Source organism: Micromonospora sp. WMMD967, assembly GCF_029626165.1.
Taxonomy (GTDB): domain Bacteria; phylum Actinomycetota; class Actinomycetes; order Mycobacteriales; family Micromonosporaceae; genus Micromonospora; species Micromonospora taraxaci.
Map to the genome: position 1 here is coordinate 5,513,987 of NZ_JARUBK010000001.1, position 25,165 is coordinate 5,539,151.

The window sequence follows — 25,165 nt, forward strand, 5'->3', positions numbered from 1 at the left end:
GCCCGGTCATCTGATCGGGCACCGCCGAGGCGGCCGAGCGCCGTCGGGTCCGACGACGCCGACCGTGGCGAAACCGTTCACCAGGCCCACCTGCGTGGCGGTGTCGGTCACCGTGCAGACGATCTGGTCGACCGCGTTGGCCGTCAACGGCCCCACCGCACCGGTCGTCGTCACCGTGAGGTCGGATTCCCGCGCCACCGTCACCGTGAACGGGCCGAGCCCGGCGGGCACCTCGCTGGTCAGGCCGCCGGCGCGCTCGTCCTCGGTCGGACCCGCCGCGAGCAGGGCGAGGGCCTGAGCCGGCTGGCAGGGCGCGCCGCCCGGGGATGACGGTGCGCAGTTCACGGCGGGCGCGACACCGGGCTCGGTCGCCTTCGGCTGCCGGAGGACCAGCGTGAGTTCGCCCTGCGCGAGCAGGTAGACCCCGATCCCCTGGGTGGGGCCGCTGACCGCGGAGCGACCGGTGATGACGGCGCTGGGCCGCACCCCGCAACCCGCCGTGAGCACTGCGACGAGCAGCCCGCCGACGACCAGCGCGCCCCGCGTCCTCCGGCCGTTCACCGGGCACCTCCCTCGTCTGCCGTGTCGCGAGGCAGGCGGAGCGTGAACACGGCCCCGCCACCGGGGCCGTTACCGGCGACGAGACTTCCCCGGCGCTCACCGTGGCGGTGCAGCCGTGCGTTCTCCCAGGAGATGGCGAGGCCGAGGCCGCTGCCCTCGGACCGGGTCCGGGCGGTGTCGGCCTTGTAGAAGCGGTCGAACACGTGCGGCAACACCTCCGGGTCCAGTCCGGGCCCTCGGTCGGCCACCTCGATGGTGACCCACTCTTCGTCGGCGCTCAGGCGCACCGACACCGGCTCGGCGCCGTGCCGGAAGGCGTTGCCGACCAGGTTGGCGACGATGACGTCCAGCCGGCGGGGGTCGAGCCGGGCCACGACTCCGGACGGCAGTTCCACACGTACCCGGTCGGTCCAGCCACGGATGCGCAGGGTCGCGGTCACCGCCGCGGCCACGTCCACATCGTCCAGGGCGAGCCGTGCCGTGCCGGAGTCGAACCTGCTGACCTCGATGAGGTCGTTGACCAACTGGGTGAGGTTCTGCGTCTCCCGACTGACCAACCGGGCTGCCCGGCCCGCGTCCCCGGGCAGGTGTTCCGCCTCCTCGTCGAGCACGTCGGTGACCGCCGTCATCGCGGCCAACGGCGTACGGAGTTCGTGCGAGACGTCCGCCACAAACCGGCGCGCGTCGGACTCCATCCGCCGCAGTTCCCCGACCTGCCGCTCCAGCGTCCCGGCGGTCTCGTTGAAGGTCCGCGCCACGTCGGCCAGCTCGTCGACGCCCCGGACGGCCAGCCGGGTGGTCAGGTCACCCTCGCCGAGGCTGCGCGCCGCCCGGCCCAACTCGCGTACGGGTCGCAGCACGCTGCCGGCAGCCAGCAGGGCCAGCAGGACGGCGAGGACCAGCGACAGCCCGCCGGTCAGCCACGCGCGGGCGGCGAGCTGGTCGATGCTCTGCTGCTCGGGTAGGAGGCTGCGCATCGAATAGACCTCCACCCCGGACGGGCGGGTGATGCCGTCGGGTCGTTCGAGCCTCAGCTGGGTGCCGATGAGCAGCTTGGGTTCTCCGTCGAACACCACCCGTTGCCAGGCGATGTGGCCGTCGCCGACCTCCTGCCGCAGCTCGGGAGTGATCGGGTCGGCCGCCCCGAAGCCCTGCGACCGGAGGTCCCCGTAGACGACCACCGTGGTCGTGTCCCGGTCGGACAGGCGCTGGGCCAGAAGGTGCAGCTCGTTCAGGTCGGGTGGGAGCCGCACTATCGGGTAGACCTTGGTGAGCTGGTCGGTCAGCGACATCACGGCGGCGTCCTGCGCCTGTTGGAGGATGACCGTCCGGGCCTGGACGTAGCTGCCGCTGGCCACGACGGCCGTGGTGGTCACGCCGAGCAGCGCGAACGCCAGGAGCAGCCGGACCCGCAGGCCCGAGACCCGCGCGCCGGCCCGGCGCCAGAGTGTCACAGCGGCCCGAACCGGTATCCGAAACCGCGCACGGTCTGGATGAAGACCGGCGCCGACGAGTCGACCTCGATCTTGGCGCGCAGCCGCTGGACGCACGCGTCCACGAGCCGCGAGTCGCCGAGGTAACCGTGTTCCCACACCGCCTCCAGCAGTTGCTGGCGGCTGAGCACCTGACCCGGCGTGTGCGAGAGTTCGAGCAGCAGACGCAGCTCGGTCGGGGCGAGGCCGACGGGCACGCCGTCCTTGGTGACCACCAGCGCGGCCCGGTCGATGGTCAACGCGCCGTGCTGTTCCAGACCGGGCCGCTCGCCACCGGCACGCCGCGACTCGCCGCCGGTCCGTCGGAGCACCGCGCGGATCCGCGCCTCCAGCACCCGGGCCTGCACGGGCTTGACCACGTAGTCGTCGGCACCGGCCTCCAGCCCCGCCACCACGTCCATGTCGTCGTTGCGGGCGGTCAGCATGATGATCGGCAGGTCGCCGAGCTGCCGGATCCGGCGGCACACCTCGAAGCCGTCCATCCCGGGCAGCATCAGATCGAGGACCACGACGTCGGAGGGGGTGCTGCGGAGCCGTTCCAACCCCTGCTCGCCGGTCTCCACGGCGTGCACCGTGTGGCCCTGTCGGGTGAGCGCCAACTGAAGTCCGTCGCGCACCGTCTGGTGGTCTTCGATCAGCAGGACCTGGGACATGTCGTCAAGTATCCCATCATGAGATCTTTTGAACATCAGCCGGTGACGTACGTCGGGCGACCAGCGGGACCACGAAGTCCGCCGACCGCACCAGGAACACCACCACACCCACCAGGACCATCGTCGTCGCACCCGCCGCCACGATGGCGACGAGCGCCCCGCGCTGCACCGAGGCCGCCAGGTCGGGCACCACCGCCACCAGCGCCCAGACCAGCGCGACCAGACCCACCGCCACCTCGGCCAACCGACGCCACAGGCTTCCGCCGTCCGGTTCGCCGTCCGCGTCCCGGTCACCCCGCAGACCCGCCAACGCGGCCGCGGCCAGGCAGAACAACGCCACCCCCAGCAGTACGCCGCCGAGCACGTCACTGAACCGGTGCCAGCCGGCGATCATCGTGGCCGAGGCGATCACCGAGACACCGGCCGCGCCGGGTACCGCCAGGAAGCGGCGGGCCCAGCCGGGCAGGACCAGCATGAACGCCAGCAGCAGCGCCGTTGCCGCCGCAACGTGCCCGCTGGGGAAGCTGTTGTGGGTGGTCGAACTCTCGATCTGGAGATCCGGACGGGGCAGCGCGGACTTCAGCGCACCGGCTGTCACCACCGCGCCGACCACCATGCCCACACCGAAGATCCCCGCCACCAGCCGGCGCCGGAGCACACCCACCAGCAGCACCGCGCCGAGCAGGGCGGCGAGGAGTGTCGGACTGCCGAAGCCGGCCAGCAGGGTCTTGGCCGGACCCACCAGGTGGGTCTCCTGCTCGTATCCCCCACCCCGCTCGGCGCGCGGCAGGAGCAGGCCGTCCAGCCACTGACCGGGGTACGTCCGGACGAAGACGGCGGCGGTGAGCGCCAACGCGACCAGACAACACAGCGCCGCCGCGAGCAGCCGGAGACCCAGCGGCACCGCCGCGCGGGCGGAGGGCAGTGGTCGCGCCGACGGCGAGCCGGGCGTCGATCGCCCCACGGGGTACGACGATCCGATGGTCATGTCGGCCATGCTCGCCCCGGAAGGTCCGGATGCCGTACTCGGATTGTCTTGGTTCTGTCACAACCGCCCCCGGCGCCGGCGGGAGGCGGATCGTCGGAAGGGCCGGGGTGCGCCTCGACGGACACCTGGCATCCAGATGCTTACATGCAACTATGTTTTACCCCGCCGAGATCAGCCACCACTAGGGTCAGGACACCGATCGATGTCTCGGTCGTCGGTGCGAAGAATCCATCCGGAGAGCTGGGGCACCGGAAGGGGTGGGGGAATGCAGGGAACTCCAGTCGCCAGCCTGGTCATCGGCATCGCGTCCTCGCCGGCCGAACGCCGACATCTGGCCCGGCTGCTCGGCGGCACTGACGCCTTTCTGATCGTCTCGACAGTCGACCAGGCCCGAGAGTTTCTCGGCGTGGTCGAGGCACCGACGGCGGCGACCTCGCCGGACGGTCCGGGGCCAACGGTGGCCCCGCAGACCGAAGCCGTGCTCGCTCCGGCCCCGCAGACCACCGCCGGGCTCGCCCCGGCCCCGCAGACCACCGCCGGGCTCGCCCCGGCCCCGCAGACCACCGCCGGGCTCGCCCCGGCCCCGCAAGCCACCGCCGGGATCGCGGCCCCGCAAGCCACCGCCGTGCTCGCCGAGGTGGCACCGAGCCCGCGGCTGCCGCCGCCGGATCTGGCCGTCGACTCCGACCGACGGGTGCTGCGATGGCGCGACCAGGAGATCGACCTGACCCGGCTGGAACACGACGTCCTGCTCTGTCTGGTGCACGCGCCCGGGCAGATCTGGACCTACGAGCGTCTGCACCTCGAGGTCTGGGGCAACCGGCACCTCGGCCGGGGCTCCGACATGCACTCGGTGGTCCGCCGGGTGCGCGGCAAGCTCGCCAGACTCAACGCCGCGACGACCATCCACTCGGTACGCGGGGTCGGCTTCCGGCTCGCCCCGGTCTGATCCCCGACACGGCCCGGCCCGCCTGGTCGGAACCAGGCGGGCCGGGCTGTGCGCTACCGCTGCGGCGTCAGCACTTGATCGGCACCAACCCGAAGTTCTCCACGGTGGGAGTCGTGGTGTTGATCCTCGTCTGGCGGGTCTGCGGCTTCCAGCCGTCCTTCGCGACGATCATCGTGAGCGGGTTGTTGCGGCGGTCCACCCAGTAGGCGTACCTGCCCTCGGCGTCGGTGGCGAAGGTGTACGACGCCGCCCACGAGTCGACCTGCACGACCGCGCCGGCGAGCGGCGAGGTCGCACCCTGGCAGCTGCTGCCGATGACAGTTCCCATGAGCTTGCCCCACGTCTTCGGGGGGTTCGCGGCCATGGTCACCGCGACCGGCGCCACCGAATACGGCGTGTTCTCCGTGATCCCGACCGAGCCGGAGTAGGTGCCCGGCTGGTCCACGTTGGCGCTCAGGCCGACCGTGACCGTGACCTTCGCGCCCGGCGCCAGGGTGGCCGCCGTCTTGTCGATGGTCATCCAGCTGACGTCGGCCGCCGACTCGGCGCAACCCTCGAAGCCCGGGAGCACCTCGCTGTTGGCCGCCGCGTTGAAGTTGCCGGACGAGCCGCCGATCTTGTAGAAGCCGCATGCCGCGCCGCCCCGGTAACGGGCGGTGTTGGCGTTCGGCAGGTTGGACCACGAGCCGGCGGCCGGGTCGAAGGCGAAGCCGGCGTTGCTGATGGCCCCACCCTGCGAGCCACCGACGACGAGCAGCTTGCCGCTGGCGACGGCGTACGAGCTGGCCCAGTTGTCGGCCGGCGCGTCGGCGATCGCGGTCCAGGTGTTGGCACCCGGGTCGTAGGCGTAGCTGGACTTCTGCGCGGCGGAGCCGTCGTTGCCGCCGGTGCAGTAGAGGATGCCATCGATCCCGCCGCAGGAGGCGAAGGCCACCGACTTCGGGTAGTTGGCCATCGTCGCCCAGGCGTCGGTGGCCGGGTCGTACCGGACGACGCTGTTCGACATCGGCGTGCAGTTGGCGGTGGTGCAGCCACCGACCGCGTACAGCTTTCCGTCGACGACGCCCTGACCGGCCGCGGCCCGGGGTGCCGGGTTGTCGGCCAGCTCGGTCCAGGTGTTGGCCCCCGGGTCGTACGACCACGTGGCGGAGTCCGGGCCGTCGTCGCCCCAGCCACCGCTGGCGATGATCTTCCCGTCCAGGACGCCCACCGTCAGGGCGTTGCGCGCGCCCGGGAGGTCCGCGATAGCGGTCCAGGTCTGGGCGGCCGGGTCGTAGGCGTAGTTCTTGGTGGTGGAGGCGCTACCGTCGCCACCGCCGATCGAGTACACCTTGCCGTCCAGGTTCACCACCCGGTTGTCCATGATCGCGGACGGGTAGTTGGCGATGTCGGTCCACGGCGCGGCCTGCGGGCCGGTCGCGGCAGCGGCGGCCTTGGCCTCCTTGCCGGACGCCTTGGCGGCGAACGACGTCGGTACGGTGAGCCGCTGCTCCGGAGCGCCGCTGCCCCCGAGCACCTGCTGCCGGGTGACGGTGGACCCGTCCGCCCGGAGGAGTTCGAATCCGTTGTCCCGCTCGCTGAACTTGACCTCGACCGGCGCGCCGCCGGTGTTGGTCACCGTGAACGTCCTGCTCGCCTTGCCGTTGGGCATCTGGAGCGTCGCGCTCAGCTCGGTCGGCGTGACCGACAGGCGGCCGGCCGCGAGCTGGAAGTTCGCCGTGGTCGCCCAGTCGGCCTCGATATCGACCGACTTGGTCTGGCTGACGTAGTTGCCGGCGGTCGCCGTGAAATCGTGCTCGCCGGTCAGCGACGAGTAGATCCAGTAGAAGCCGTCGGCCAGCCCGGGGTCGTCCGGGGTCGCCACGGTGACGGCCTTCTCGGCGGGCCGGTCCTTGCTGGTGACGGTGGCACCGTTGATGTAGCTGTCGTCGTTCTTGTCGCGGACGTTACCGACGACCAGACCGCCGTCGACCGGCACGCAGGTGACCTGGCTGCCGATGAGGACGTTGTCGACCTCCCACCACCACTCGTACGAGGCGTCGTAGTAGTGGAACCGGACCTGCACCTGCGCCTGACCGGCTGCCTGCGGGATCGGGATCTCGGTCACCTTCGGGCCCCGGACGTCGGTCTCCTGGCGGAGCACGTTGGTCCAGGTGGCACCACCGTCGATGCTGAGATCGACGTCGGCGGTGTCGTCGTTGAGCTGGTTGAAGTCCTGGTTGAACCGGATCACCGGGGCGGTGACGCCGGTCAGGTCGACCACCGGGCTGACCAGGGAGGTGTCCTGGCTGGTGCCCGCTCCGTAGTCGTCGCTGTCGATCATCGCGAAGTTGCCGCTGCCGCCGGTCAGGTTGCCCCGGTTGCCGTCGTCGGTGAACTTCCAGACCTGGCCGCTGCCCGCGTTGTCCACGACGGTCCAGCCGGCCGGGGTGGTCGTGGCGTCGAAGGTTTCGTACTCACCGTCGGAGCCGAACGTGTACCCGGGGGCGGTGGTGCAGGTGTCGGTGTCCACCGGAACGGCGACGTTGGCGGTGGCGTTACCCGTGCCGACCACGACCTGCTTGGTGACGGTCTGGTAGCCCGGGTACTGCGACTCGTACGTGAGGGTGTAGGTCTGCCCGGCCGGCAGCTTGATGCTGTAGCGGCCGTTCGACGGGGTGGTGTAGTCGTAGACGCCGGACACGCCGGTCACTGTCACCTTCGCGTACAGCGGCCAGCCGTGGCCGGAGCCGTCGGTGACCGCTCCGGTGACGTTGACACTGGGCACCGGCGTCAACGCGACGTTGAGCGTGGTGGTCGCGCCCTTGGCGACGGTCGCCGTCTTCGTGGTGCCGGCGTAACCGAAGGCCGCCACGGCGACCTGGTAGTCACCGGTGGGCAGCTGGGTCGAGTACTTGCCGTCGGCGCCGGTGGTCAGCTCCCGCGCGGCCGGGCCGGTGAGCGTGAGGGTCGCGCCGGCGATCGGGGCTCCGCTGGCCGCGTCGGTGACAGTGCCGGCCAGGGTGCCGATGTCGCCGGTCGGGGCCGCGTCGAGGAGCGCGAGGGCGTCCAGGCGACCCTCGCCGTAGACGTTGTTGTCGGCGGCGGTGCCGCCGCACTGGTCGTCGGCCTTGTCGATCGCCGCGCCGTTGAGCAGCGCACGGGTGGCGTCGACGTCACCGATCAGCGAGGGCGCCGCCGAGTACAGCAGCGCGATCGCACCCGCGAGGTGCGGTGCGGCCATCGAGGTGCCGCTGATGCTGCCGTACGCGCTGCCCGGGATGCTCGACCGGACGTTCACGCCCGGCGCCGAGATGTTGGGCTTGATCTCGCCGTTCTGCCCGACGCCCCGGGCGGAGAAGCCGGCGACGTTGTTGTTGATGTCGTACGCGCCGGTCGAGTAGTTGCTGGCGAGGCTGCCCGGCGAACCACTCGTCTGGCACGCCGGCCCGCTGTTGCCGTTGGACCAGGTGCCGAAGATCCCGGAGGCGGCCCAGGCGTCCGTCACGTCCTCCATGAAGGGCTCGTTGGACGGGTCCCGGGTGCCCCACGAGTTGTTGATGATGTTCGGCCGCTTGCTCGCGTCCGCGTTCTGGCCGTTGAGGTCCAGCGGTTCGAGCATCCACTGACCGGATTCGATCAGAGCGGCGTCACTGGGGCAGCAACCGTTCGCCGCGATCCACTTGACCCCGGGCGCGACACCGATCTGGTTCGCGCCGTCGGAGCCGGCCATGGTGCCCATCGTGTGCGTGCCGTGGCCGTCGCCGTCGCAGGGTGCGGTGGCGCAGGCGCCGGTGGAGTTGGCCGCGTTGAACCAGTTGTAGTTGTGGTCGAACGTGCCGTCGCCGTTGTTGCCGCGGTAGGAGTTGACCAGCGCCGGGTGGTTGAACTGGACCCCGGTGTCGATGTTGGCGATGGTGATGCCCTCGCCCTTGACGCCGTACTGGGACCAGACGTCGTCGGCGTTGATGTTGGCGATGCCCCACTCGAGGGCGTTCACGGTCTTCTCGTCGGTGCCCTTGGTGGTCTCGGGCACCTTGTAGGCAACCGGCGCGTAGAGGCCCTCGACCTCGGAGTGGCCGGCGAACTTCTGCGCCATCGCCAGCGAACCGCTGTTCACCTTGATCGCGTTGGTGGCCCAGAAGGTCTGGTACCTGGTGCCCGAACTGTCGAGGTCGGCCCGGATCTTGCCCTGGCTCGCGGCAGCGGTCTTACGCAGCGCGTCCGCTACCGCAGTGCCGCGCTTCGACCAGTCCTTGATGGCGCTGGCCTTGCTGAGGTCCGCCCGGTCCTTGAACCGGATCCAGAAGTCACCTTCACTTTTGGCCTGGAGCTGCTTGGCGAGCTCGGGTCGGATCTTGTCGCCGGTCGGGGCGCCCGCTTGCATCCCGCCGCCCGGCGCCGCCTGTGCGCCGGAGCCGATGGTGGCCAGGCATGTGGCGGCGAGGACCGCCGCCGCACCGGCGCTCACCAGTGATCTGGCTGTGCGCCGCCATTGTGGACGTCTGAACATCGGTGCTGCCTCCCTCAGAACGACCCAGGGTGAAGATGGGCCATGGGTGGACCTCCCCATGCACCGCGCGGGTCACGCCGGTTGCCCGAGTGGACACTATGATCGAGAAGAAAGGACGATCAAGAACTTGCCGTGAGCAACTTGTCGCTAAGAGTTGCCGCGCTGGCGACGCGCTTGCCAATCATTGTCAGGACCATGACGAGAGCCGGGCAGGGATGCCCATCGATCCCGGGCGGTGCTGTGGCCGAGGACGACGATGCGACGTCGAACAGGGAGGATCCGGCCGACGAGCCGTTCCCGCTACTGATCGCGGTGACGTCGTCGCCGGCGGAGCGCATCCGGCTCGCGGAGCGACTCGACGGCATCGCACCGCTACTGCTCGTGTCCGACCTCGACGAACTACGCCGGTTGATCGCCGCCCCGCAGCAGATGGCCGCGGCCGCATCCGAGCCGGCCAGCGCCCTGGTGATCGACTCGGCCCGGTCGAGTGCCCGTTGCGGAGAACGGGAGGTCGACCTCACCCGCCTGGAACACGACCTGCTGACCTGCCTGATCACCGAGCCGGTCCGGGTCTGGAGCTACGCGGAGTTGCACCGGTCGGTCTGGGGCGACGAGGGGCGCGAACGGAAGGCGGACGTGCAGTCGCTGGTGAAGCGGCTACGCCGCAAGCTGCACGACCTCGGCACTCGGGCCACCATCGACGTCGTTCGGGGTGTCGGCCTGCGGCTGACAGATCACCAGCAGGCCCGGGTCGAACGCGCCTGACGCGCCGACGACCGAGGTCGCCCTCATGCCGCCGCACCGGGAGACGACAGGTCAGATCAGCCCGGCCCGGGCCCACAGCAGACGCCCCGGCCCAGCCACCAGGCCGACACTCTCCAGGTTGGCGTGCACCCGCGCCGCCGACCAGCGCAGGGTGGCACGCCAGTGCGGGTTGGCGCGGGCAGCGGCACGACCGACCGCCGGTGGAATGCCCACCGCCGCGTACACGTCGGGATGGACCAGGCGGCGGGCGATCGTGTGGGCGGCGCGACCGACCAACAGCCGGGCATACGCCATGCCCGCCGGGCCGGTGGCCGCGACCGCGGCGGCCAACTCTTCACGGGCGAACCGGACGTGTCGGGCCTCCTCCACCACGTGGATGCGGGAGACCATCCGGATGAGAGGTTGGAGCGACTCGTCCGCCATGATCTCGCGCTGGAACGCGTCGAGGATCTCCTCCGCGATGAGGATCGCGGCGTACATCCGGGGTCCGCTGGCGGTGGCCTTGAGAAAGCGCCCGAGGTGGTGGTCCACGGTGCTCGCGCGGTAGACCGGGCAGCCCATCGCCTCGATCAGGCGGCCGAACATGATGGAGTGCCGGCACTCGTCGGCGACCTCGGTCAACGCGTACTGGGCCTGCCGACTGGTCGGGTCGGCGCGGTAGTACTCACGGATCAGCATCTGCATGAGGATCGTCTCGAACCACAGCCCGGCGCTGGCCGCGCTGGCCACCTCGTGCTTGGTGAGCTCGACGCGCTGCTCCTCGCTGAGCCGCCCCCACAGCGGCGTGCCGTAGAGGCTGCTGCGCTGCGGCGGAAGCCAGTAGGCGCCGGGAGCGTGCGGGGCGTCCCAGTCGATCTCGACGGTGGGGTCGTAGCTGGTCCGTAGTGAGGACGTGAGTAGTCGCTCGGCGAGCGCCGCACGCCTGGTTTCCGCCGGGGCGGCCTCCATGGCTCCTCCATATTGACGTGACGACCGGTAACTGTTACGAGTAGTAGCATGCAATCGCCGTTCACCGATGTCAATGCGTCCGACCCGCCGACCACGCCCCCAGAGGGCCGCCCGAAGGCGAAGGGCAACGGCCGTCGAGACCGCTGGGCAGACCATCGCGAACAACGACGGCAGGAGCTGGTCGGGGCTGCCGTGCAGGCGCTGCTGCGGCACGGGCCGGAGGTCGACATGGAACAGGTGGCCGCCGCCGCCGGCGTCAGCAAGCCGGTCCTGTACCGCTACTTCGCCGACAAGTCGCAGCTCTGGGTCGCGGTCAGCGAAGTCGTGGCGGCCCGGATGGTCGACACGATCGCGCCCGCCGTCGAGCAGGTCCGTGAGGAACGTGACCTGGTCGAGGCGACAATCGACGCCTACCTGGGCGTGATCGAGTCGGAGCCGAGGCTCTACCGCTTCCTGATGCACGAGTCCGGTGACCCGGGCATCCACCAGGTGATCGCCGGCACCAGCCGGCAGGTGGCCGCCGGGCTCGCCCGGGTGATCGGCGACCGGCTTCGTACGCTGGGCCTGGACGCCGGTCCCGCGGAGCCCTGGGCGTACGGCCTGGTGGGTTTCGTGCAGGCCGTCGGCGACTGGTGGACCACGCACGGTCAGCCCATCAGCCGGGCGGCCCTCACCGACTACCTGACCGCTCTGCTGTGGAGCGGCATCGAGGGGGTACGGGCCAGCGCCGACCTGCCGCACGAGCTCACCCGCGCCCACGAGCGGATCGTGCCGTGAGTTACCACGGCCCGGCGGGCGTCGAGGGCACCACGGTCCGGGTGCACCTCAGCGGGCGGTGGGAGCCGGTCGACGGTCGCTTCCACTGGGGCGGGCGGATCGAGCCCGAGCCACGGGTGGCCCAGCTGCTGCGCTCCGGGCGACGCGACGTCGAGGTGCGCATCGCCGACCGCGTCCGGGCGGCACGACTGGCCGAGATCGATCCGTGGGGCGGCGTACGGGTCACCGGAGTGGGCGATCCGCCGTGGCCGCCCGCCGCCCAGTCGACTGCCGCCGATTCGACTGCCGCGCCCGAGCCCACGGAGGAGTGAATGGAGACAGACATTGCCATCATCGGCGCCGGCTTCGGTGGCCTGGGCGCCGCCATCCGGCTCCAGCGGACCGGCTTCACCGACTTCGTCGTCTTCGACCGGGGCGACGAGGTCGGCGGCACCTGGCGGGACAACACCTACCCCGGCTGCGCCTGCGACGTCCCGTCGCACCTGTACTCGTTCTCCTTCGCGCCCAACCCCCGCTGGTCGAACACCTTCTCCAGCCAGCCGGAGATCTGGGACTACCTGCGCGGCTGCGTCGACCGCTTCGGCATACGCCCCAAGCTGCGGCTGCGCCACGAGGTGCATCAGGCGCGCTGGGACGACCACCGGCAGCGCTGGTTGCTGCGTACCTCCGGCGGCGACCACACCGCCCGCGTCCTGATCTGCGCGGCCGGCCCGCTCAGCGACCCCGCCATCCCCGAGCTGCCCGGGGTCGACGAGTTCGCCGGCACGGTCTTCCACTCCGCCCGTTGGCGGCACGACCACGACCTGACCGGCCGTCGAGTCGCGGTGGTCGGCACCGGAGCGTCGGCGGTCCAACTCGTGCCGCGGATCCAGCCACTGGTCGAGAAGCTGACGCTCTTCCAGCGCACCCCCGCGTGGATCATGCCGAGGCGGTCGCGCCGGATCAGCCGGGCCGAGCAGGCCGTGTTCCGCGCGGTGCCCGGCGCACAGCGGGCCGTCCGGGCCGGGCTCTATCTGGTCCGCGAGGGCATGGGCCTGGGTTTCCTCCACCCGGCGGTCAACAGTTTCGCCTCGCGGCTGTCCCTGCGGACGCTGCGACGTCAGGTCGCCGACCCGCACCTACGGGACAAGCTCACCCCGCGCTACGCGATGGGCTGCAAGCGGGTGCTCATCTCCAACGACTACTGGCCGTCCCTCGCGCAGCCGAACGTGGACGTGGTCACGGCCGGCATCGACCGGATGGTGCCGGACGGCCTGGTCACCGTCGACGGCGTTCACCACCCGGCGGACACCGTCATCTTCGGCACCGGCTTCCACGTCACCGACTCCCCCGTCGTGCGACGCATCCAGGGCCGGGGCGGGCGCACCCTGGCCGAGGCGTGGACGCCGAGCATGCACGCGTACCGGGGCACCACCATCAACGGCTTCCCCAACCTGTTCTTCCTGCTCGGCCCGAACACCGGGCTGGGGCACACCTCGGTGGTGCTGATGATCGAGGCGCAGCTGCGTCTGGTGGTCGCGGCCCTGCGACACATGCGGACCACCGACGTCCAGGCCATCGAACCCACAGTGGAGGCGCAACGACGCTGGACCGAACGGGTCGATCAGAAGATGGCCGGCACCGTGTGGGAGACCGGCTGTGACAGCTGGTATCTCGACAGCACCGGCCGCAACACCACCATCTGGCCGGGCTTCGCCACCAGCTTCCGGATGCGGCTGCTCCGGTTCCGCCCGGCCGACTACCGGGTCGCCACGGCCGGGACCACCCCGAACGAGACGGAACGGGAGCACGCGGATGCGGTATGACCTGGCGGGCAAGACGGTGCTCATCACCGGCGCGGCGCGTGGTATCGGGGCGCGGATGGCCGGCCAGGCCGTCGCTCGCGGCGCCCAGGTCGCCCTCGTTGGCCTGGAAGGTGAGCTGCTCGAGCAGCTCAGTGCCGACCTCGACGCGCACTGGTACGAGTGCGACGTCACCGACCAGGCGGCGCTGGACGCCGCCGTGAGATCCACTGTGGATCGGTTCGGCGGTATCGACGTGGTCGTGGCCAACGCGGGCGTCGCGAACCTCGGCACCGTCGCCGTCGGACCGGTGGACGCGTTGGTCCGTACCATCGAGGTCAACCTCTGCGGCGCGATCCGCTCGGTCAGCGCGGCGCTGCCCCACGTCACCGCCGCCCGTGGCCACGTCCTGATCGTCTCGTCGGCCGCCGCCTTCACGGCGATGCCCGGCATGGCCGCCTACTGCGCGTCCAAGGCGGGCGTGGAGCAGTTCGCCAACGTACTGCGCCTGGAGACCCGCCCGACCGGCGTCACCGTCGGCACCGCCCATCCGATCTGGATCGACACCGACCTGGTCCGCGACATCCGTGACGATCTGCCGTCCTTCCGCACCGCGCTGCGCCGGCTGCCGTGGCCGCTGTCCACAGTCGTGCCCGTCGAGCAGTGCGCGGAGGCCCTGCTGCGCGGCATCGAACGCCGCAAGCGCACCGTGTACGTGCCCCGGTCGCTCGCCATGGTGCAGGCGCTGCGGCCGGTGGTGTCGAGTGGCTTCGCGGACGCGTTGATCACCCGGTTCGGCGGTCGGACCTTGGTCGGCCAGATGGAAGACGAGGTCCGGCAGCTCGGACGTTCCTTCGGCAGGACGTCGGTGGGAGAGCGGTCATGACAGTTCACTTCCGCCGGGCGGGCAGCGGTGAGCCACTTCTGCTCATCCATGGCATCGGTCACCGCCACCAGGCGTGGGAGCCGGTGTTCGACCGGCTCAGCGCCCACCACGAGGTGACGGCGCTCGACCTACCCGGATTCGGGAACTCGCCGGTGCCCGGCACCGGAATGCCCGCCGACATGGCCGCGACCGTGGCCGGGGTCCTGCCCATCCTGACCGAGTGGGGGTTGGAGCGTCCGCACGTCGCCGGCTGCAGCCTCGGTGGGGCGATCGCCCTGGAGCTCGCCGCCACCGGCGCGGTCGCCTCGGCCACCGCCTTCTCCCCCGCCGGCTTCTTCACCCCGGCGGAGCGCCGGCGGGCGCTGGCCATCCTCCGGACGCTGCGGGCCAACTCGTACCTGCCCACCCCGATCATGCGGGTCGCGCTGCGTTCGGCGTACCTCCGGGCGTTGTGCTTCGCGCCGCTGATGGCCCGCCCGACGCTGCTGGACGTCGAGCGCGCGCTGGGTGACGCGATCGCCCTGCGACGCGGGCTCGGCTTCAACGCCGTGGCCCGAGCCGCCCGCGACTATCGCTTCGACTGCCGTCGTCTCGCCGACGCGACGGTGCCGGTGACCATCGGCTGGGGGGACCGCGACCGGATCTTCGGCGTCCACCAGGCCGAGCGCGCCCGGGCGGGCCTGCCGGCGGCGAGGGTGGTGACGCTCCCCCGTTGCGGGCACGTGCCGATGAGCGACGACCCGGACCTGGTCGCCGCGCTCATCCTGGAGACCACCGGCGCGGTGCCCGGGACCGACCGGCCGGGTCCGTCGGTCTCCGTCTAGCGCCGAGTCAGGACGATCAGAGGCGGGTCCACCCCTCCGTGTCTGCGTTTTCCGGTAATGACAGGCTGTGAACTCGCTGACACGTAACGTGAGGATGTAGCCGGACTACGGCTGCCGCAGGCGTGCGCCGGGCCGCCAACGTGGCGGTGCCGCTCGGTCGACGACCGGGACGGACAGCCCTGCACCGCCGCCGGCCTACTCAGCCGCAGGAGGTGGACGATGCCCATGCTGTCGGTCTTCGATCCCCGGCACACTGTCGCTCCCCCGGGATACAGCCGCTGGCTCATCCCGACCGCGGCGCTGGCCGTGCACGTGTGCATCGGTCAGGTCTACGCCACGAGTGTCTACAAGAACTCCCTGATCGCGCACTTCGACGTCAGTCAGACGGCGATCGGGGCGATCTTCAGTATCGCCATCGTGATGCTGGGTTCGTCCGCGGCCGTGGGCGGCCGTTGGGTGGAGCGGAACGGACCGCGCCGGGCGATGTTCGTCTCGGCGTGCTTCTGGGCCACCGGCTTCCTGGTCGGCGCGCTCGGCATCGCTACCCAACAGCTCTGGCTGCTCTACCTCGGCTACGGCGTCATCGGCGGCATCGGGCTCGGCATCGGCTACATCTCGCCCGTGTCCACACTGATCAAGTGGTTCCCGGACCGGCCCGGCCTGGCCACCGGTCTTGCCATCATGGGGTTCGGCGGCGGGGCCCTGGTGGCCGGCCCGCTCGCACGCCAACTGCTCTCCCTGTACGACTCCGGCTACAACCCCAACAACCCCGCGGCGGTGGCGTCCGGACACGCCCTCGTGGCGCTCTTCGTCACGTTCGGCATCGGCTATTTCGTGATCATGATGTTCGGCCCCTTCAACGTCCGGGTACCGGCGCCGGACTGGCGGCCCGCCGGGTTCGACCCCGCGAGCGTCGCCAGCCGGCCCCTCGTGACGACAGCGAGCGTGTCGGCGTCGAACGCCGTGCGCACCCGGTCGTTCTGGTTGCTGTGGATCGTGCTGTTCTGCAACGTCACCGCGGGCATCGGCATCCTGGAGCAGGCAAGCCCGCTGATCCAGGACTTCTTCCGGGACAACGGGACCACCACCACGGTCTCGGTGACGGCGGCTGCCGGTTTCGTGGGAGTGCTGTCGCTGTTCAACATGGCGGGACGGTTCGTCTGGTCGACGACGTCCGACCTCATCGGCCGCAAGCCCATCTACATGGTCTACCTCGGCGTCGGCATCGTGCTGTACGTGCTGCTCGCCGTGGCCGGCCACTCCGCGACAGCGGTCTTCGTGCTGATCGCCGCCACGATCATCTCCTTCTACGGCGGCGGCTTCGCCACCATGCCCGCCTACCTGCGTGACCTGTTCGGCACCTTCCAGGTCGGGGCCATCCACGGCCGGATCCTGACCGCGTGGTCGGCCGCGGGTGTCGCCGGGCCGCTGATCGTCAACGGGATCCTCGACACGCAGGGCAAGCCCGGCACCCTCACCGCGGCGGCGTACCGGCCCGCCCTGTTCACCATGGTCGGCATCCTCGCCATCGGGTTCATCGCGAACCTGCTGGTGCGTTCCGTACCCGAGCGGTTCCACGAACCGGACCGTGGGCCGACCTCGCCCGTGGCGAAGGCAACCGTCACCGAGCCGGTCGCCCTCGGGCGGGACAGCCAGCCGCCCGCACCGCCACGCGTCGGTAACCAGACCGGGCGGCTCTGGTTGTCCTGGCTGCTGATCGCGGTGCTCCTCGGGTACGGCATCGTCCAGACCGTCATCACCGCCGCGAAGCTGTTCACCGGCTGACGCGTGGCGGCCGGACCCCTTGCATCACAACGGAAGGCGCCCCCTTCAAGGGGGCGCCTTCCGTTTCGTAGATCCGCTCAGAGCCGGGTCGCCGACCGCTTCTCGTCGAGGCGCTCCCGTTGTGGCACGACCGTGTACTTCGGATCGCGGGCCGACACCCGTCCCGCCTCGAAGACGCCGAACCGCGTGGCGACCGACGATGCCACGAGGGCGGCGCCGGAGATCGCCGACAGGACCCGGCTGCGTCGGCTGAACAGCGCGGTGGCGGCGCCCACGCCGAGCAGCACGTCACCCGCGCGGACCAGACGACCGCTGCGACCCTGCCGGTAGGGCTCACCGGTCAGACCCAACCGCTCCATCCGGCGACCGCCGAGGTACTTGACGGTCGCCGCGACGACGGCGAGTCGCCGCAGCGGAGCGGTCTGGGCGGCGGGTGCCGCGATGAGGCCGACCCCGGTGGCGGCGGCGAGCGCGCTGCCACCGAAGACGAACGGCAGATAGGGGTACGCCTCGTGCCAGGCAGGTACGGCGGTGTCGGCGAGCAGCACCCCGGTGTACGTGGCGAGGGCCGGCGCGGTGGCCGCGGCGGCCAGGCCGGCGACGTTGCCGACCGGCGGTGCGATCCGACGGGCGAGGCCGAGCACACCGTGCTGCGGGAGCAGCGGCGCGAGCTCGGCGACCGCTGCCACGCCGGCCAGCGGCCCGAACGCGGCGAGGATCCAGGTGCCGACCGACATCGGCGAGGTCACCTTGGCCACCCGGAGCATGTGATGGAACCGGGTCGGCTGGCCAAGGTCGTGGACCAGCAGGTACGTGCTGGCGGCGATACCACCGAGGGCCGTCCACCGGCCCACTGTGCACAGCCCCGGTCGTCCGGTCAGTTGGGCGCCCGCGCCGATCAGCGCGCCTCCGGCGGCGAGGCCTCCGGTGAACAGGTAACCGGCGATGTCGCGCTTCCACACCGGCGGTTTGAGGATCGGGCGGCCGTAGTAGGAGGCGAAGTCGGCCGCCGGCACTGTCAGTTGCTCGCCGCCGCGGGTCATGACCGCCTGCCCAGGAACGCGACCACAGTGGCGGCCGTCATCGCCAGGGCGGCCAGGCCGGCGTGTTTCCACATGGCCGGCAGGTCCCGGGTGGTCACGACCGGGTCCGGTGGCAGCCCGTACACCTCCGGTTCGTCCAGCAGCAGGAAGAACGCCCCGTCACCACCGACGCCGTCGTTCGGGTCGTGCCCGTACAACCGTGCCTCGGAAACCCCCCGCCCGCGCAACGTCGCCACCCGCGTGGCGGCCCGATCCCGCAGCTCGTCCAGCGGCCCGTACTGAATCGACTCCGTCGGACACGCCTGCGCACACGCCGGGGTCATGCCCGCACCCAACCGGTCGTAGCACAACGTGCACTTCCACGCCCGACCATCACCCTTGCGTTGATCGATCACCCCGTACGGACACGCCGAAATGCAGTACCCACACCCGTTACAGATGTCCTCCTGCACCACCACCGTCCCGAACTCCGTCCGGAACAACGACCCCGTCGGACACACATCCAGACACGCCGCATGCGTGCAGTGCTTGCACACGTCCGACATCATCAACCACCGGAAATCCGTCCGCCCCTCAGCACCGCTGCCCCGACCCGGCGGCTGCGCACCCGGCATCCCCAGGAACTCCGGGCCGGCCGACATCCGGGCCGCCGCCTCGGGCGAGCCGGTGGGCAGGCCCGGATCGGTGCCGGTGTCGGCGCTGGTCAGCGCGCCGGCCGCGGCCGTGACCGGGCTGACCGGCGGCCCGTCCGGGTCCCCCGCGAACGCCGGGGTCGCCAGACCGGCGCGGCGGGGCTGCTCGACGAACGCCACGTGCCGCCACGAGTTCGCGGTCAACGCACCAGTGTTGTCGTACGACATGCCGAGCAGGTCCAGGCCGCTCTCCGGCACACCGTTCCACTCCTTGCAGGCCACCTCGCAGGCCTTGCAACCGATGCAGACACTCGTGTCGGTGAAGAACCCCATCCGCGGCGGCGCGTTCTCGTAGCCCGCGTCGGGCGCCGGGTCCAGCGGACCGTACAGGGCATTGGTGTGGGGCATGGGTCAGACCTCCTGGTCCGGGCCGCTGTCCGCGGAGTCGGTCGTGACCATCGGTGGGTAGTGCGGGTTGAGGTCACCGGACCGCCGCCGGTAGTCGACGAGGAGCGCCAGCAGTTCCGCACCTCTCGGACGACGCCCGGACCGGACGTCGCAGGTGCCGACCTTGCTCTCCTGGATCAGCACGTTCGGGTCCAGGCTGATGCCGAACAGGTCGTTGGCCGAGTCGCCGGTCACCAGACCCTCGAACCCGAAGTGGTACGGCAACCACACCTGGTGGATGATCCGGTCGTCCACCCGCAACGGGGTGAGCCGGTCGGTCACCAGCACTCTCGCCTCGATGGCCGCCCGCGCGGTGATCAGGTGCGCCCAGCCCAGGTGGGTGAGGCCGCGTTCGACGGCCAACTCCGGGGACACCTCGACGAACATCTCCGGCTGCAACTCGGCCAGCGGCGACACCATCCGGCTCATCGCGCCAGCGGTGTGGTGCTCGGTGAGCCGGCTGACAGTGAACACGTACGGGAACACCTGGCTGTACGGCTCGGGCGGGCTCGGGTTCAGCGTGTTGATCGGGTGGGTGTAGACCTTGCGGGTCGGGTTGGCCTGCTGTCGGTAGAGCGGGTTGCGCACCGGCGACTCGACCGGCTCGTAGTGGGTGGGCATCGGCCCGTCGAGCACGCCGGTCGGCGCGTACAGCCAGCCCTTGCCGTCGCCCTGGAGGATGAACGGGTCGTCGCCGGCGATTCCCGCCACGCCTGAGGAGTCGTGCTCCGGGCGGTAGGACGGCGGTTTGGTCTTCTCGAAGTCCGGCACGTCGTAGCCGGTCCACTCGCCCTTCTCCGCGTCCCACCACACGTAGCGCTTGCGTTCGCTCCATGGGTTGCCGTCCGGGTCGGCGGAGGCACGGTTGTACAGGATGCGCCGGTTCGCCGGCCACGCCCAGCCCCACTCGGGCGCCACCAGGGACTGCTCCGCGCCGGGCTTGCGGCGGGCCGCCTGGTTGACGCCGTCCGCGTACACGCCGGTGTAGATCCAGCAACCGCCGACGGTGGAGCCGTCGTCCTTCATCTCGGTGAACGACGCCAGTGGCCGGCCGGTGGCCACGTCGTACCCGTTGATCTCGCGCAGCACCGCCTCGGCGCTCGGCTCGGCGTTCGGGCCGTGCGTGGGGTAGTCCCAGGCGAGGTCGAGCAGCGCGCGGTCGCGCGGGTTCGTCGACGTCGCCAGCCGTTCCCGGATGACACGACCGAGGTGGTAGAAGAACCACAGTTCGGAGCGGGCGTCACCTGGTGGCTCGACGGCCTTCTCCCGCCACTGCAACAACCGCTGCGTCTGGGTGAACGTGCCCTCCTTCTCCACGTGCGACGCGGCGGGCAGGAAGAACACCTCGGTTCGGCACTCCTCCGGCACGATCTCGCCGGTCTCGATCTCCGGCGCGTTCTTCCAGAACGTGGCGCTCTCGATCTCGAACAGGTCCCGGACCACGAGCCAGTCGAGGTTGGCCATGCCGAGCCGCTGCGCCCGGCCGTGCGCCGAGCCGACCGCCGGGTTCTGACCGAGCAGGAAGTACCCCTTGACCTTCCCGTCGATCATGTTGAGCACCTGCTGGTAGGTGCCGTGGTCGCCGGTCATCCGGGGCATGTAGCCGTAGCAGAAGTCGTTGTCGGCGGTGGCGGCGTCTCCCCAGTACGCCTTGAGCAGGTTGACGCCGTAGGTGCGGGCGTTACCCCAGAAGCCCTTCTGCCCGGGGTGCGCGATGCTGTCCACCCACTCGGTCAGCGTCGGGTGGTCGGCGTGGTGCGGCATCGGCAGGTAACCCGGCAACAGGTTGAACAACGTCGGGATGTCGGTGGAACCCTGGATGCTGGCGTGCCCCCGCAACGCCATCACCCCACCACCCGGGCGGCCCACGTTGCCGAGCAGGAGCTGGATGATCGCGCCGGTACGGATGTACTGCACGCCGACGCTGTGCTGGGTCCAACCCACCGAGTAGACGAGCATCCCGGTGCGGTCCCGACCGGAGTTCTCCGTCCAGGCCTGGGCCAGTTCGAGGAACTTCTCCTGCGGGATGCCGCAGACGCGTTCCACCATCTCCGGGGTGTAGCGGGCGTAGTGCCGCTTGAGGATCTGGTAGACGCAGCGCGGGTGCTGCAACGTCTCGTCGCGCTCGGTCTCGCCGCCGACCGGGGCGCCGTGCGACTCGTGCTCCAGCCCGGCGCCGGTCTCCCGCTGGATCTCGGTGTCGCGGGTCGTCTGGGTCTGCGCGTGGCCCTCGTAGCGCCAACTGGTCTGGTCGTACGAGGCGTTCTCCTCCTGGAAGCCGGAGAAGAGCCCGTGCAGGTCCTCGGTGTCGGCGAACTCCTCGGTCACGATCGTCGCGGCGTTGGTGTAGGCCACGACGTACTCCCGGAAGTCCAGCTCGTTCTCGAGGATGTAGCGGATCACCCCGCCGAGCAGCGCGATGTCGGTGCCCGCCCGGATCGGCAGGTACGAATCGGCCAGCGCGCTGGTGCGGGTGAACCGCGGGTCGACGTGGAACACCTTCGCGCCCCGACGCTTGGCTTCCATCACCCACTGGAAGCCGACCGGGTGTGCCTCGGCCATGTTCGAACCCTGGATGACGATGACGTCCGAGTTCGACAGGTCCTGCTGGTACTGGGTGGCGCCGCCACGACCGAAGCTGGTCCCCAGACCGGGGACTGTCGACGAGTGTCAAATACGGGCCTGGTTCTCGATCTGGAGCGCCCCCATCGCGGTGAACAACTTCTTGATGAGGTAGTTCTCCTCGTTGTCCAGCGTCGCCCCACCCAGGCTGGAAATGCCCAGCGTCCGGTTGAGCGGTCGGCCCTCAGGGTCGACGTCCTCCCAGGTCTCGTCGCGGGCGGCCAACACCCGATCGGCGATCATGTCGAGCGCGGTGTCGAGGTCGAGGTCCTCCCACTCCGTGCCGTACGGCCGTCGGTAGCGGACCGTGGTCTGCCGCAGTGGGCTGGTCACCAGACTCTTGCTGGCCGATCCCTTCGGGCAGAGCCGACCCCGTGAGATCGGGCTGTCCGGGTCTCCCTCGATCTGGCTGACCTGCCCGTCCTTCACGTACACCCGCTGGCCGCAACCGACGGCGCAGTACGGGCAGACGGACCGGGCCATCGAGTCGGCGGTGTCGGTGCGGGCGGTGAGCGCGCGGGATCCGGCGGACTTGGCCGCCGCGCCCCGGCCGAGCGGGTCGGTGCCGGTGAGCTGCCGGTAGACCGGCCACCCCTCGATCCAGCGAGGCACCCCCATCGCGCACCTTCCCGACTAATCACACAAAATGTGAACAGCCTGACATTAGTCGAGGTGCCGCCGGCGTCGCAGCGGGATCGCGAACAGTCATGCCTCCCCGACCCTCGCTGTGGGCCGGGAGAGGCATGGACCGCGGCGATGGTCAGTGCGGTGACAACTGCCCGACGGGGTGGTCGTTGAAGGTCCGGTAGCGGTGCAGCTCCCAGAACAGCCAGCCGATGCTGACGAGCGCCACCACGACGAAGACCAGCGAGCCGGTGAACGTGTCCCAGAGGGTGTGCAGGACGACGACGCCCACGAACGTGCCGATGAAACCGAACAACCGGCGGGCGCTCGGCGTGGCCAACAACGCCCACAGCGCGCCGGCGGTGAGCCCGGTCCAGGCGGTGTGCCCGGCGGGCGCGGTCAGACCACGGATGAACAGCGTCTGCTCCACCGCGCCGATGTTGCCCTGCGAACTGAGCAGCGCGCTGAACGCGTAACCCATCGTCTCCAGCGCGGCGAACCCCATGCCGGCGGCGACGCCGATGACCAGACCGTCCGAGGGCACCCGACGCCGACGCTGGGCCACCACCGTGAACAGCAGCACCACCGGCACGATCAGCTTCGCCGACTCCTCGATCAGTGCGACGAACAGCATGGGCAGCGTGCCGAGCCCGCGCAGGGTGTCGTACTCCAGGGTCCCGGCGACGACCGTGCCGATCACACCGCCGAAGAACGCCGACGTCACCAACGCCGACGCCGGCACCTGCCACCGCCCGGTGCGGGCCTGCGCGAACGTCAGGAACGTCAACGGCACCAAGGTCGCCCCGAGCAGGATCAACGCCGGTACGAAATTCGGATTCTTGGTGCTGACGAGGGTCCGCAGCACCGCCAGGTAGAGGACCAGCCCGATGACGAAAACCCCGACCCACGCCCACCGGCGCCAACGATCAAGCATACCGCGCAGTGTGGCCGACCCACGTTACGAAGACCAGCCCCGGCGTTGAGATCCGCACGACTCGGCCAGCGGGCCAGGCGTGATCGACTCCAGGTCGGCGAGGTGGGGCTATCCGGGCGGCGGGATGGCCCCACCTCGCCGATGTTGAGTCGATCATCCGGCAGGCGTCAGACCACGTGCACCAGCCGGAAGCGCTCGGTCACCACCATCGTGTCGTCGTCCACCGTGAAGTCGGGGTCGCCCAGCTCCTCGCGGAGCTCCGCGCTGTGCCAGAACGTCTCGTGCCCCGCCCGCCACTGCGCCACGGACTCGTCGCCCTCACCCTCGTCCAGCGCGTGTCGCAGGTCGACGTCCGCGAGACGGATCACCCGCACCTCGGTCAGTTCGATGACCGCGACTCGCCGGCCCGCGGAGTCCACCACGGCGGAAAGCTGACCAACCTCGGGCAGTGGCTCGTTCGCGCACTCGTACCCGGCCAACAGGCCCGTGGTCGAGGTCTTCGCACCGGACAGGATCGCACCCACCAGCCTGTCCCGCAGCGGCCCCGGGAACGCGAACTCGGCAAGCGGAAGATCATCGAGGTCCATGCGCGGAGGGTACGCGACCGGGCGCGCCGCGAGGAACCGCCGTCGACACGCTTCCAGGCACGACCACGGCCCGACAGGAGGACGTGGTCCTCGGTGAGGGGCAGGCCATGGTGTTCGTCCCCCGCAACGAGGTGCTCGACCGTGACCTGGCGGCCTCCACCGCGCTGGCCCTGCGCATGATCTAGATGATCTATCTCGAAGGGTCAGCCCGCCGGACGCTTGCCGATCGGGATCCTGTCGCGACGAGTTGATCTCCGGTCGCGGCTGGGCCAGACGGCCGTTCAACACGGCGGCGATCCGCGCGGACCGGGCCGGAGCGCGCCCTCGGCGCGGCCCAGGCCGCCCACACGCGGCGATCTTGGACAGTTACCGTTCTGACGGAACGGTAACTGTCCAAGATCTACTGTGTCGGATCCCTCCCACGACCCGAGCGGCCTCGCCGGCGCGGTCGCAGCCGCTCCAGCCAGGGTTCGGCGCGGATGCCAAGGCGTTCGTTGGCGTCAGGCGTGAGCGCAGCCGGCCCCACACCGGCCTCGCGCAGTCGGCGCACCCGGTCGTCGGTCAGGTTCCCGTCTCGTGCCGACCGCGCACGCAGTACACGTCGCCGGAGTTCGCGCTGTGCGGCAGTGCGGCGAGGTACGTCGCCATGTCGGTCGCGGTGACCCAGCGCTGGAACGTCATCGACTTGTCGTCGCCCAGCGCGACGTCGAAGCCGTCGAAGCCGAGCACGGTCAGGCGATCGAGACACCGGGAGGCGACCGGGCGCGCGATCGTGGTGAACTCGAACGAGAGCGCGGGCAGCGGGCGGGTCAGGCCGGCCAGCACCTCGTCCTCGAAACCCTCCACGTCGATCTTCGCGAAGGTCGGCTCGCCGTACTCGGTGATGAGGGTGTCTACGGTGACCACCGGCACCTCGATGTCGGCGTCCCACACCTGGCCCTCCCACCCGCCAGCGCCCTCCGCCGCCAGCATGAAGTCGGGCGAGGCCGTCGACACTGTGGGGTTGGCGGAGTTGACGTGGAAGCGGGTGCTCCCCGGGACGGCTCCGCAGACCGCCTCGACGAGTGTCACCTGGTCGTCGTCGGCGTAGATCGCCTTCAGGGCGCGCAGGCACAGCGGCTGCGGCTCCACCGCCACCACCCTCGCCCCGAGTCGACGGAAGCTGGCGATGTGGTCGCCCACGTGCGAGCCGACGTCGAAGACGAGATCCCCCTCGGCGACGAACCGGGAGTAGAAGGCGTCCATCCGCGCGTCGCGCTCGGCGTCGCCGTAGTAGACGTCCAGCGATCGGTGCAGGAGGGACATCGCCGGGTCGGTCCGGAGCGCGGCGATCCTGGTGCTGGTGGCAGCCGTCATGTGTCTCAGTCCAGTCCG

Annotated in this window: 20 protein-coding genes; 8 read left to right on the plus strand and 12 right to left on the minus strand. The window is 70.5% G+C overall.

All coding sequences use genetic code 11. From position 1 onward, the window contains the following. Positions 1–6 precede the first annotated feature (6 nt). From O7631_RS24940 to O7631_RS24955, 4 genes are read right to left on the minus strand one after another with little or no spacing between them, the layout of a single operon-like run. Positions 7–561 carry a hypothetical protein gene (locus tag O7631_RS24940; protein WP_278146480.1) on the minus strand — a complete coding sequence of 185 codons (555 nt, stop codon included), beginning with the start codon at positions 559–561 and terminating at the stop codon, positions 7–9. Continuing rightward, positions 558–2,015: a HAMP domain-containing sensor histidine kinase gene (locus tag O7631_RS24945; protein ID WP_278146481.1), complete on the minus strand. Its 1,458-nt coding sequence runs from the start codon at positions 2,013–2,015 to the stop codon at positions 558–560. The genes O7631_RS24940 and O7631_RS24945 overlap by 4 nt, the downstream gene beginning before the upstream one ends. Continuing rightward, entirely contained in the window at positions 2,012–2,707 is a 696-nt protein-coding gene (locus O7631_RS24950) for a response regulator transcription factor (protein ID WP_278146482.1), read from the minus strand. Before O7631_RS24950 ends, O7631_RS24945 begins: the two co-directional genes overlap by 4 nt. Positions 2,708–2,723: 16 nt before the next feature. Then, positions 2,724–3,695: a phosphatase PAP2 family protein gene (locus O7631_RS24955; protein WP_278146483.1), complete on the minus strand. Its 972-nt coding sequence runs from the start codon at positions 3,693–3,695 to the stop codon at positions 2,724–2,726. 265 nt (positions 3,696–3,960) lie between these two features. On the opposite strand from O7631_RS24955, the gene O7631_RS24960 reads away from it, so the two are divergent. Beyond that, positions 3,961–4,644 (plus strand): winged helix-turn-helix domain-containing protein, encoded by a 684-nt coding sequence (locus tag O7631_RS24960; protein ID WP_278146484.1) that lies wholly within the window; start codon positions 3,961–3,963, stop codon positions 4,642–4,644. A 67-nt stretch (positions 4,645–4,711) separates the two neighbouring features. Here O7631_RS24960 and O7631_RS24965 read toward each other — a convergent pair whose 3' ends face one another. Beyond that, entirely contained in the window at positions 4,712–9,094 is a 4,383-nt protein-coding gene (locus tag O7631_RS24965) for a S8 family serine peptidase (protein WP_278146485.1), read from the minus strand. A gap of 282 nt (positions 9,095–9,376) precedes the next feature. On the opposite strand from O7631_RS24965, the gene O7631_RS24970 reads away from it, so the two are divergent. Beyond that, positions 9,377–9,901, plus strand: coding sequence for a winged helix-turn-helix domain-containing protein (locus tag O7631_RS24970; protein ID WP_278146486.1), 525 nt, complete (start codon positions 9,377–9,379; stop codon positions 9,899–9,901). 51 nt (positions 9,902–9,952) lie between these two features. On the opposite strand, the gene O7631_RS24975 is transcribed toward O7631_RS24970, so the two are convergent. Next, complete coding sequence (locus O7631_RS24975; protein WP_278146487.1) at positions 9,953–10,849, minus strand: diiron oxygenase; 897 nt, start codon at positions 10,847–10,849, stop codon at positions 9,953–9,955. A 48-nt stretch (positions 10,850–10,897) separates the two neighbouring features. On the opposite strand from O7631_RS24975, the gene O7631_RS24980 reads away from it, so the two are divergent. From O7631_RS24980 to O7631_RS25005, 6 genes are all read left to right on the plus strand, one after another. Beyond that, on the plus strand, positions 10,898–11,626 hold the full coding sequence (locus tag O7631_RS24980; protein WP_278146488.1) for a TetR/AcrR family transcriptional regulator: 729 nt from the start codon (positions 10,898–10,900) through the stop codon (positions 11,624–11,626). Continuing rightward, positions 11,623–11,937 (plus strand): DUF4873 domain-containing protein, encoded by a 315-nt coding sequence (locus O7631_RS24985; RefSeq protein WP_278146489.1) that lies wholly within the window; start codon positions 11,623–11,625, stop codon positions 11,935–11,937. Before O7631_RS24980 ends, O7631_RS24985 begins: the two co-directional genes overlap by 4 nt. Next, a complete protein-coding gene (locus tag O7631_RS24990) occupies positions 11,938–13,431 on the plus strand; it encodes an NAD(P)/FAD-dependent oxidoreductase (protein ID WP_278146490.1) in 1,494 nt (497 codons plus the stop codon). Beyond that, a complete protein-coding gene (locus tag O7631_RS24995) occupies positions 13,421–14,293 on the plus strand; it encodes an SDR family oxidoreductase (RefSeq protein WP_278146491.1) in 873 nt (290 codons plus the stop codon). Before O7631_RS24990 ends, O7631_RS24995 begins: the two co-directional genes overlap by 11 nt. After that, a complete protein-coding gene (locus O7631_RS25000; RefSeq protein ID WP_278146492.1) occupies positions 14,290–15,117 on the plus strand; it encodes an alpha/beta fold hydrolase in 828 nt (275 codons plus the stop codon). Before O7631_RS24995 ends, O7631_RS25000 begins: the two co-directional genes overlap by 4 nt. Before the next feature lie 225 nt (positions 15,118–15,342). After that, positions 15,343–16,902, plus strand: coding sequence for an OFA family MFS transporter (locus O7631_RS25005; protein WP_278148021.1), 1,560 nt, complete (start codon positions 15,343–15,345; stop codon positions 16,900–16,902). Positions 16,903–16,979: 77 nt separating this feature from the next. Here the strand turns inward: O7631_RS25005 and nrfD are convergent, their stop codons facing one another. From nrfD to O7631_RS25035, 6 genes are all read right to left on the minus strand, one after another. Continuing rightward, positions 16,980–17,945 (minus strand): NrfD/PsrC family molybdoenzyme membrane anchor subunit, encoded by a 966-nt coding sequence (gene nrfD / locus O7631_RS25010; protein WP_278146493.1) that lies wholly within the window; start codon positions 17,943–17,945, stop codon positions 16,980–16,982. Then, on the minus strand, positions 17,942–18,985 hold the full coding sequence (locus O7631_RS25015) for a 4Fe-4S dicluster domain-containing protein (RefSeq protein ID WP_278146494.1): 1,044 nt from the start codon (positions 18,983–18,985) through the stop codon (positions 17,942–17,944). Before O7631_RS25015 ends, nrfD begins: the two co-directional genes overlap by 4 nt. A 3-nt stretch (positions 18,986–18,988) precedes the next feature. After that, positions 18,989–22,264: a formate dehydrogenase gene (gene fdh, locus O7631_RS25020; protein WP_278146495.1), complete on the minus strand. Its 3,276-nt coding sequence runs from the start codon at positions 22,262–22,264 to the stop codon at positions 18,989–18,991. A 142-nt stretch (positions 22,265–22,406) separates the two neighbouring features. Beyond that, complete coding sequence (locus O7631_RS25025) at positions 22,407–23,204, minus strand: PrsW family intramembrane metalloprotease (protein ID WP_278146496.1); 798 nt, start codon at positions 23,202–23,204, stop codon at positions 22,407–22,409. A 167-nt stretch (positions 23,205–23,371) separates the two neighbouring features. After that, positions 23,372–23,791, minus strand: coding sequence for an ASCH domain-containing protein (locus O7631_RS25030; RefSeq protein WP_278146497.1), 420 nt, complete (start codon positions 23,789–23,791; stop codon positions 23,372–23,374). Between the two features lie 561 nt (positions 23,792–24,352). Continuing rightward, positions 24,353–25,147 carry an FkbM family methyltransferase gene (locus tag O7631_RS25035; RefSeq protein WP_278146498.1) on the minus strand — a complete coding sequence of 265 codons (795 nt, stop codon included), beginning with the start codon at positions 25,145–25,147 and terminating at the stop codon, positions 24,353–24,355. Positions 25,148–25,165: the final 18 nt, after the last annotated feature.

What these genes read in the sequence shown, in the direction of transcription:
- O7631_RS25015 (WP_278146494.1), bottom strand. Translation starts at nt 18,985, where the DNA reads ATGCCCCACACCAATGCCCTGTACGGTCCGCTGGACCCGGCGCCCGAC.
- O7631_RS25025 (WP_278146496.1), bottom strand. Translation starts at nt 23,204, where the DNA reads ATGCTTGATCGTTGGCGCCGGTGGGCGTGGGTCGGGGTTTTCGTCATC.
- O7631_RS24995 (WP_278146491.1), top strand. Translation starts at nt 13,421, where the DNA reads ATGCGGTATGACCTGGCGGGCAAGACGGTGCTCATCACCGGCGCGGCG.
- O7631_RS25000 (WP_278146492.1), top strand. Translation starts at nt 14,290, where the DNA reads ATGACAGTTCACTTCCGCCGGGCGGGCAGCGGTGAGCCACTTCTGCTC.
- O7631_RS24990 (WP_278146490.1), top strand. Translation starts at nt 11,938, where the DNA reads ATGGAGACAGACATTGCCATCATCGGCGCCGGCTTCGGTGGCCTGGGC.
- O7631_RS24950 (WP_278146482.1), bottom strand. Translation starts at nt 2,707, where the DNA reads ATGTCCCAGGTCCTGCTGATCGAAGACCACCAGACGGTGCGCGACGGA.
- O7631_RS25035 (WP_278146498.1), bottom strand. Translation starts at nt 25,147, where the DNA reads ATGACGGCTGCCACCAGCACCAGGATCGCCGCGCTCCGGACCGACCCG.
- O7631_RS24955 (WP_278146483.1), bottom strand. Translation starts at nt 3,695, where the DNA reads ATGACCATCGGATCGTCGTACCCCGTGGGGCGATCGACGCCCGGCTCG.
- O7631_RS24980 (WP_278146488.1), top strand. Translation starts at nt 10,898, where the DNA reads ATGCAATCGCCGTTCACCGATGTCAATGCGTCCGACCCGCCGACCACG.
- O7631_RS25030 (WP_278146497.1), bottom strand. Translation starts at nt 23,791, where the DNA reads ATGGACCTCGATGATCTTCCGCTTGCCGAGTTCGCGTTCCCGGGGCCG.
- O7631_RS25005 (WP_278148021.1), top strand. Translation starts at nt 15,343, where the DNA reads ATGCTGTCGGTCTTCGATCCCCGGCACACTGTCGCTCCCCCGGGATAC.
- nrfD (WP_278146493.1), bottom strand. Translation starts at nt 17,945, where the DNA reads ATGACCCGCGGCGGCGAGCAACTGACAGTGCCGGCGGCCGACTTCGCC.
- O7631_RS24960 (WP_278146484.1), top strand. Translation starts at nt 3,961, where the DNA reads ATGCAGGGAACTCCAGTCGCCAGCCTGGTCATCGGCATCGCGTCCTCG.
- O7631_RS24975 (WP_278146487.1), bottom strand. Translation starts at nt 10,849, where the DNA reads ATGGAGGCCGCCCCGGCGGAAACCAGGCGTGCGGCGCTCGCCGAGCGA.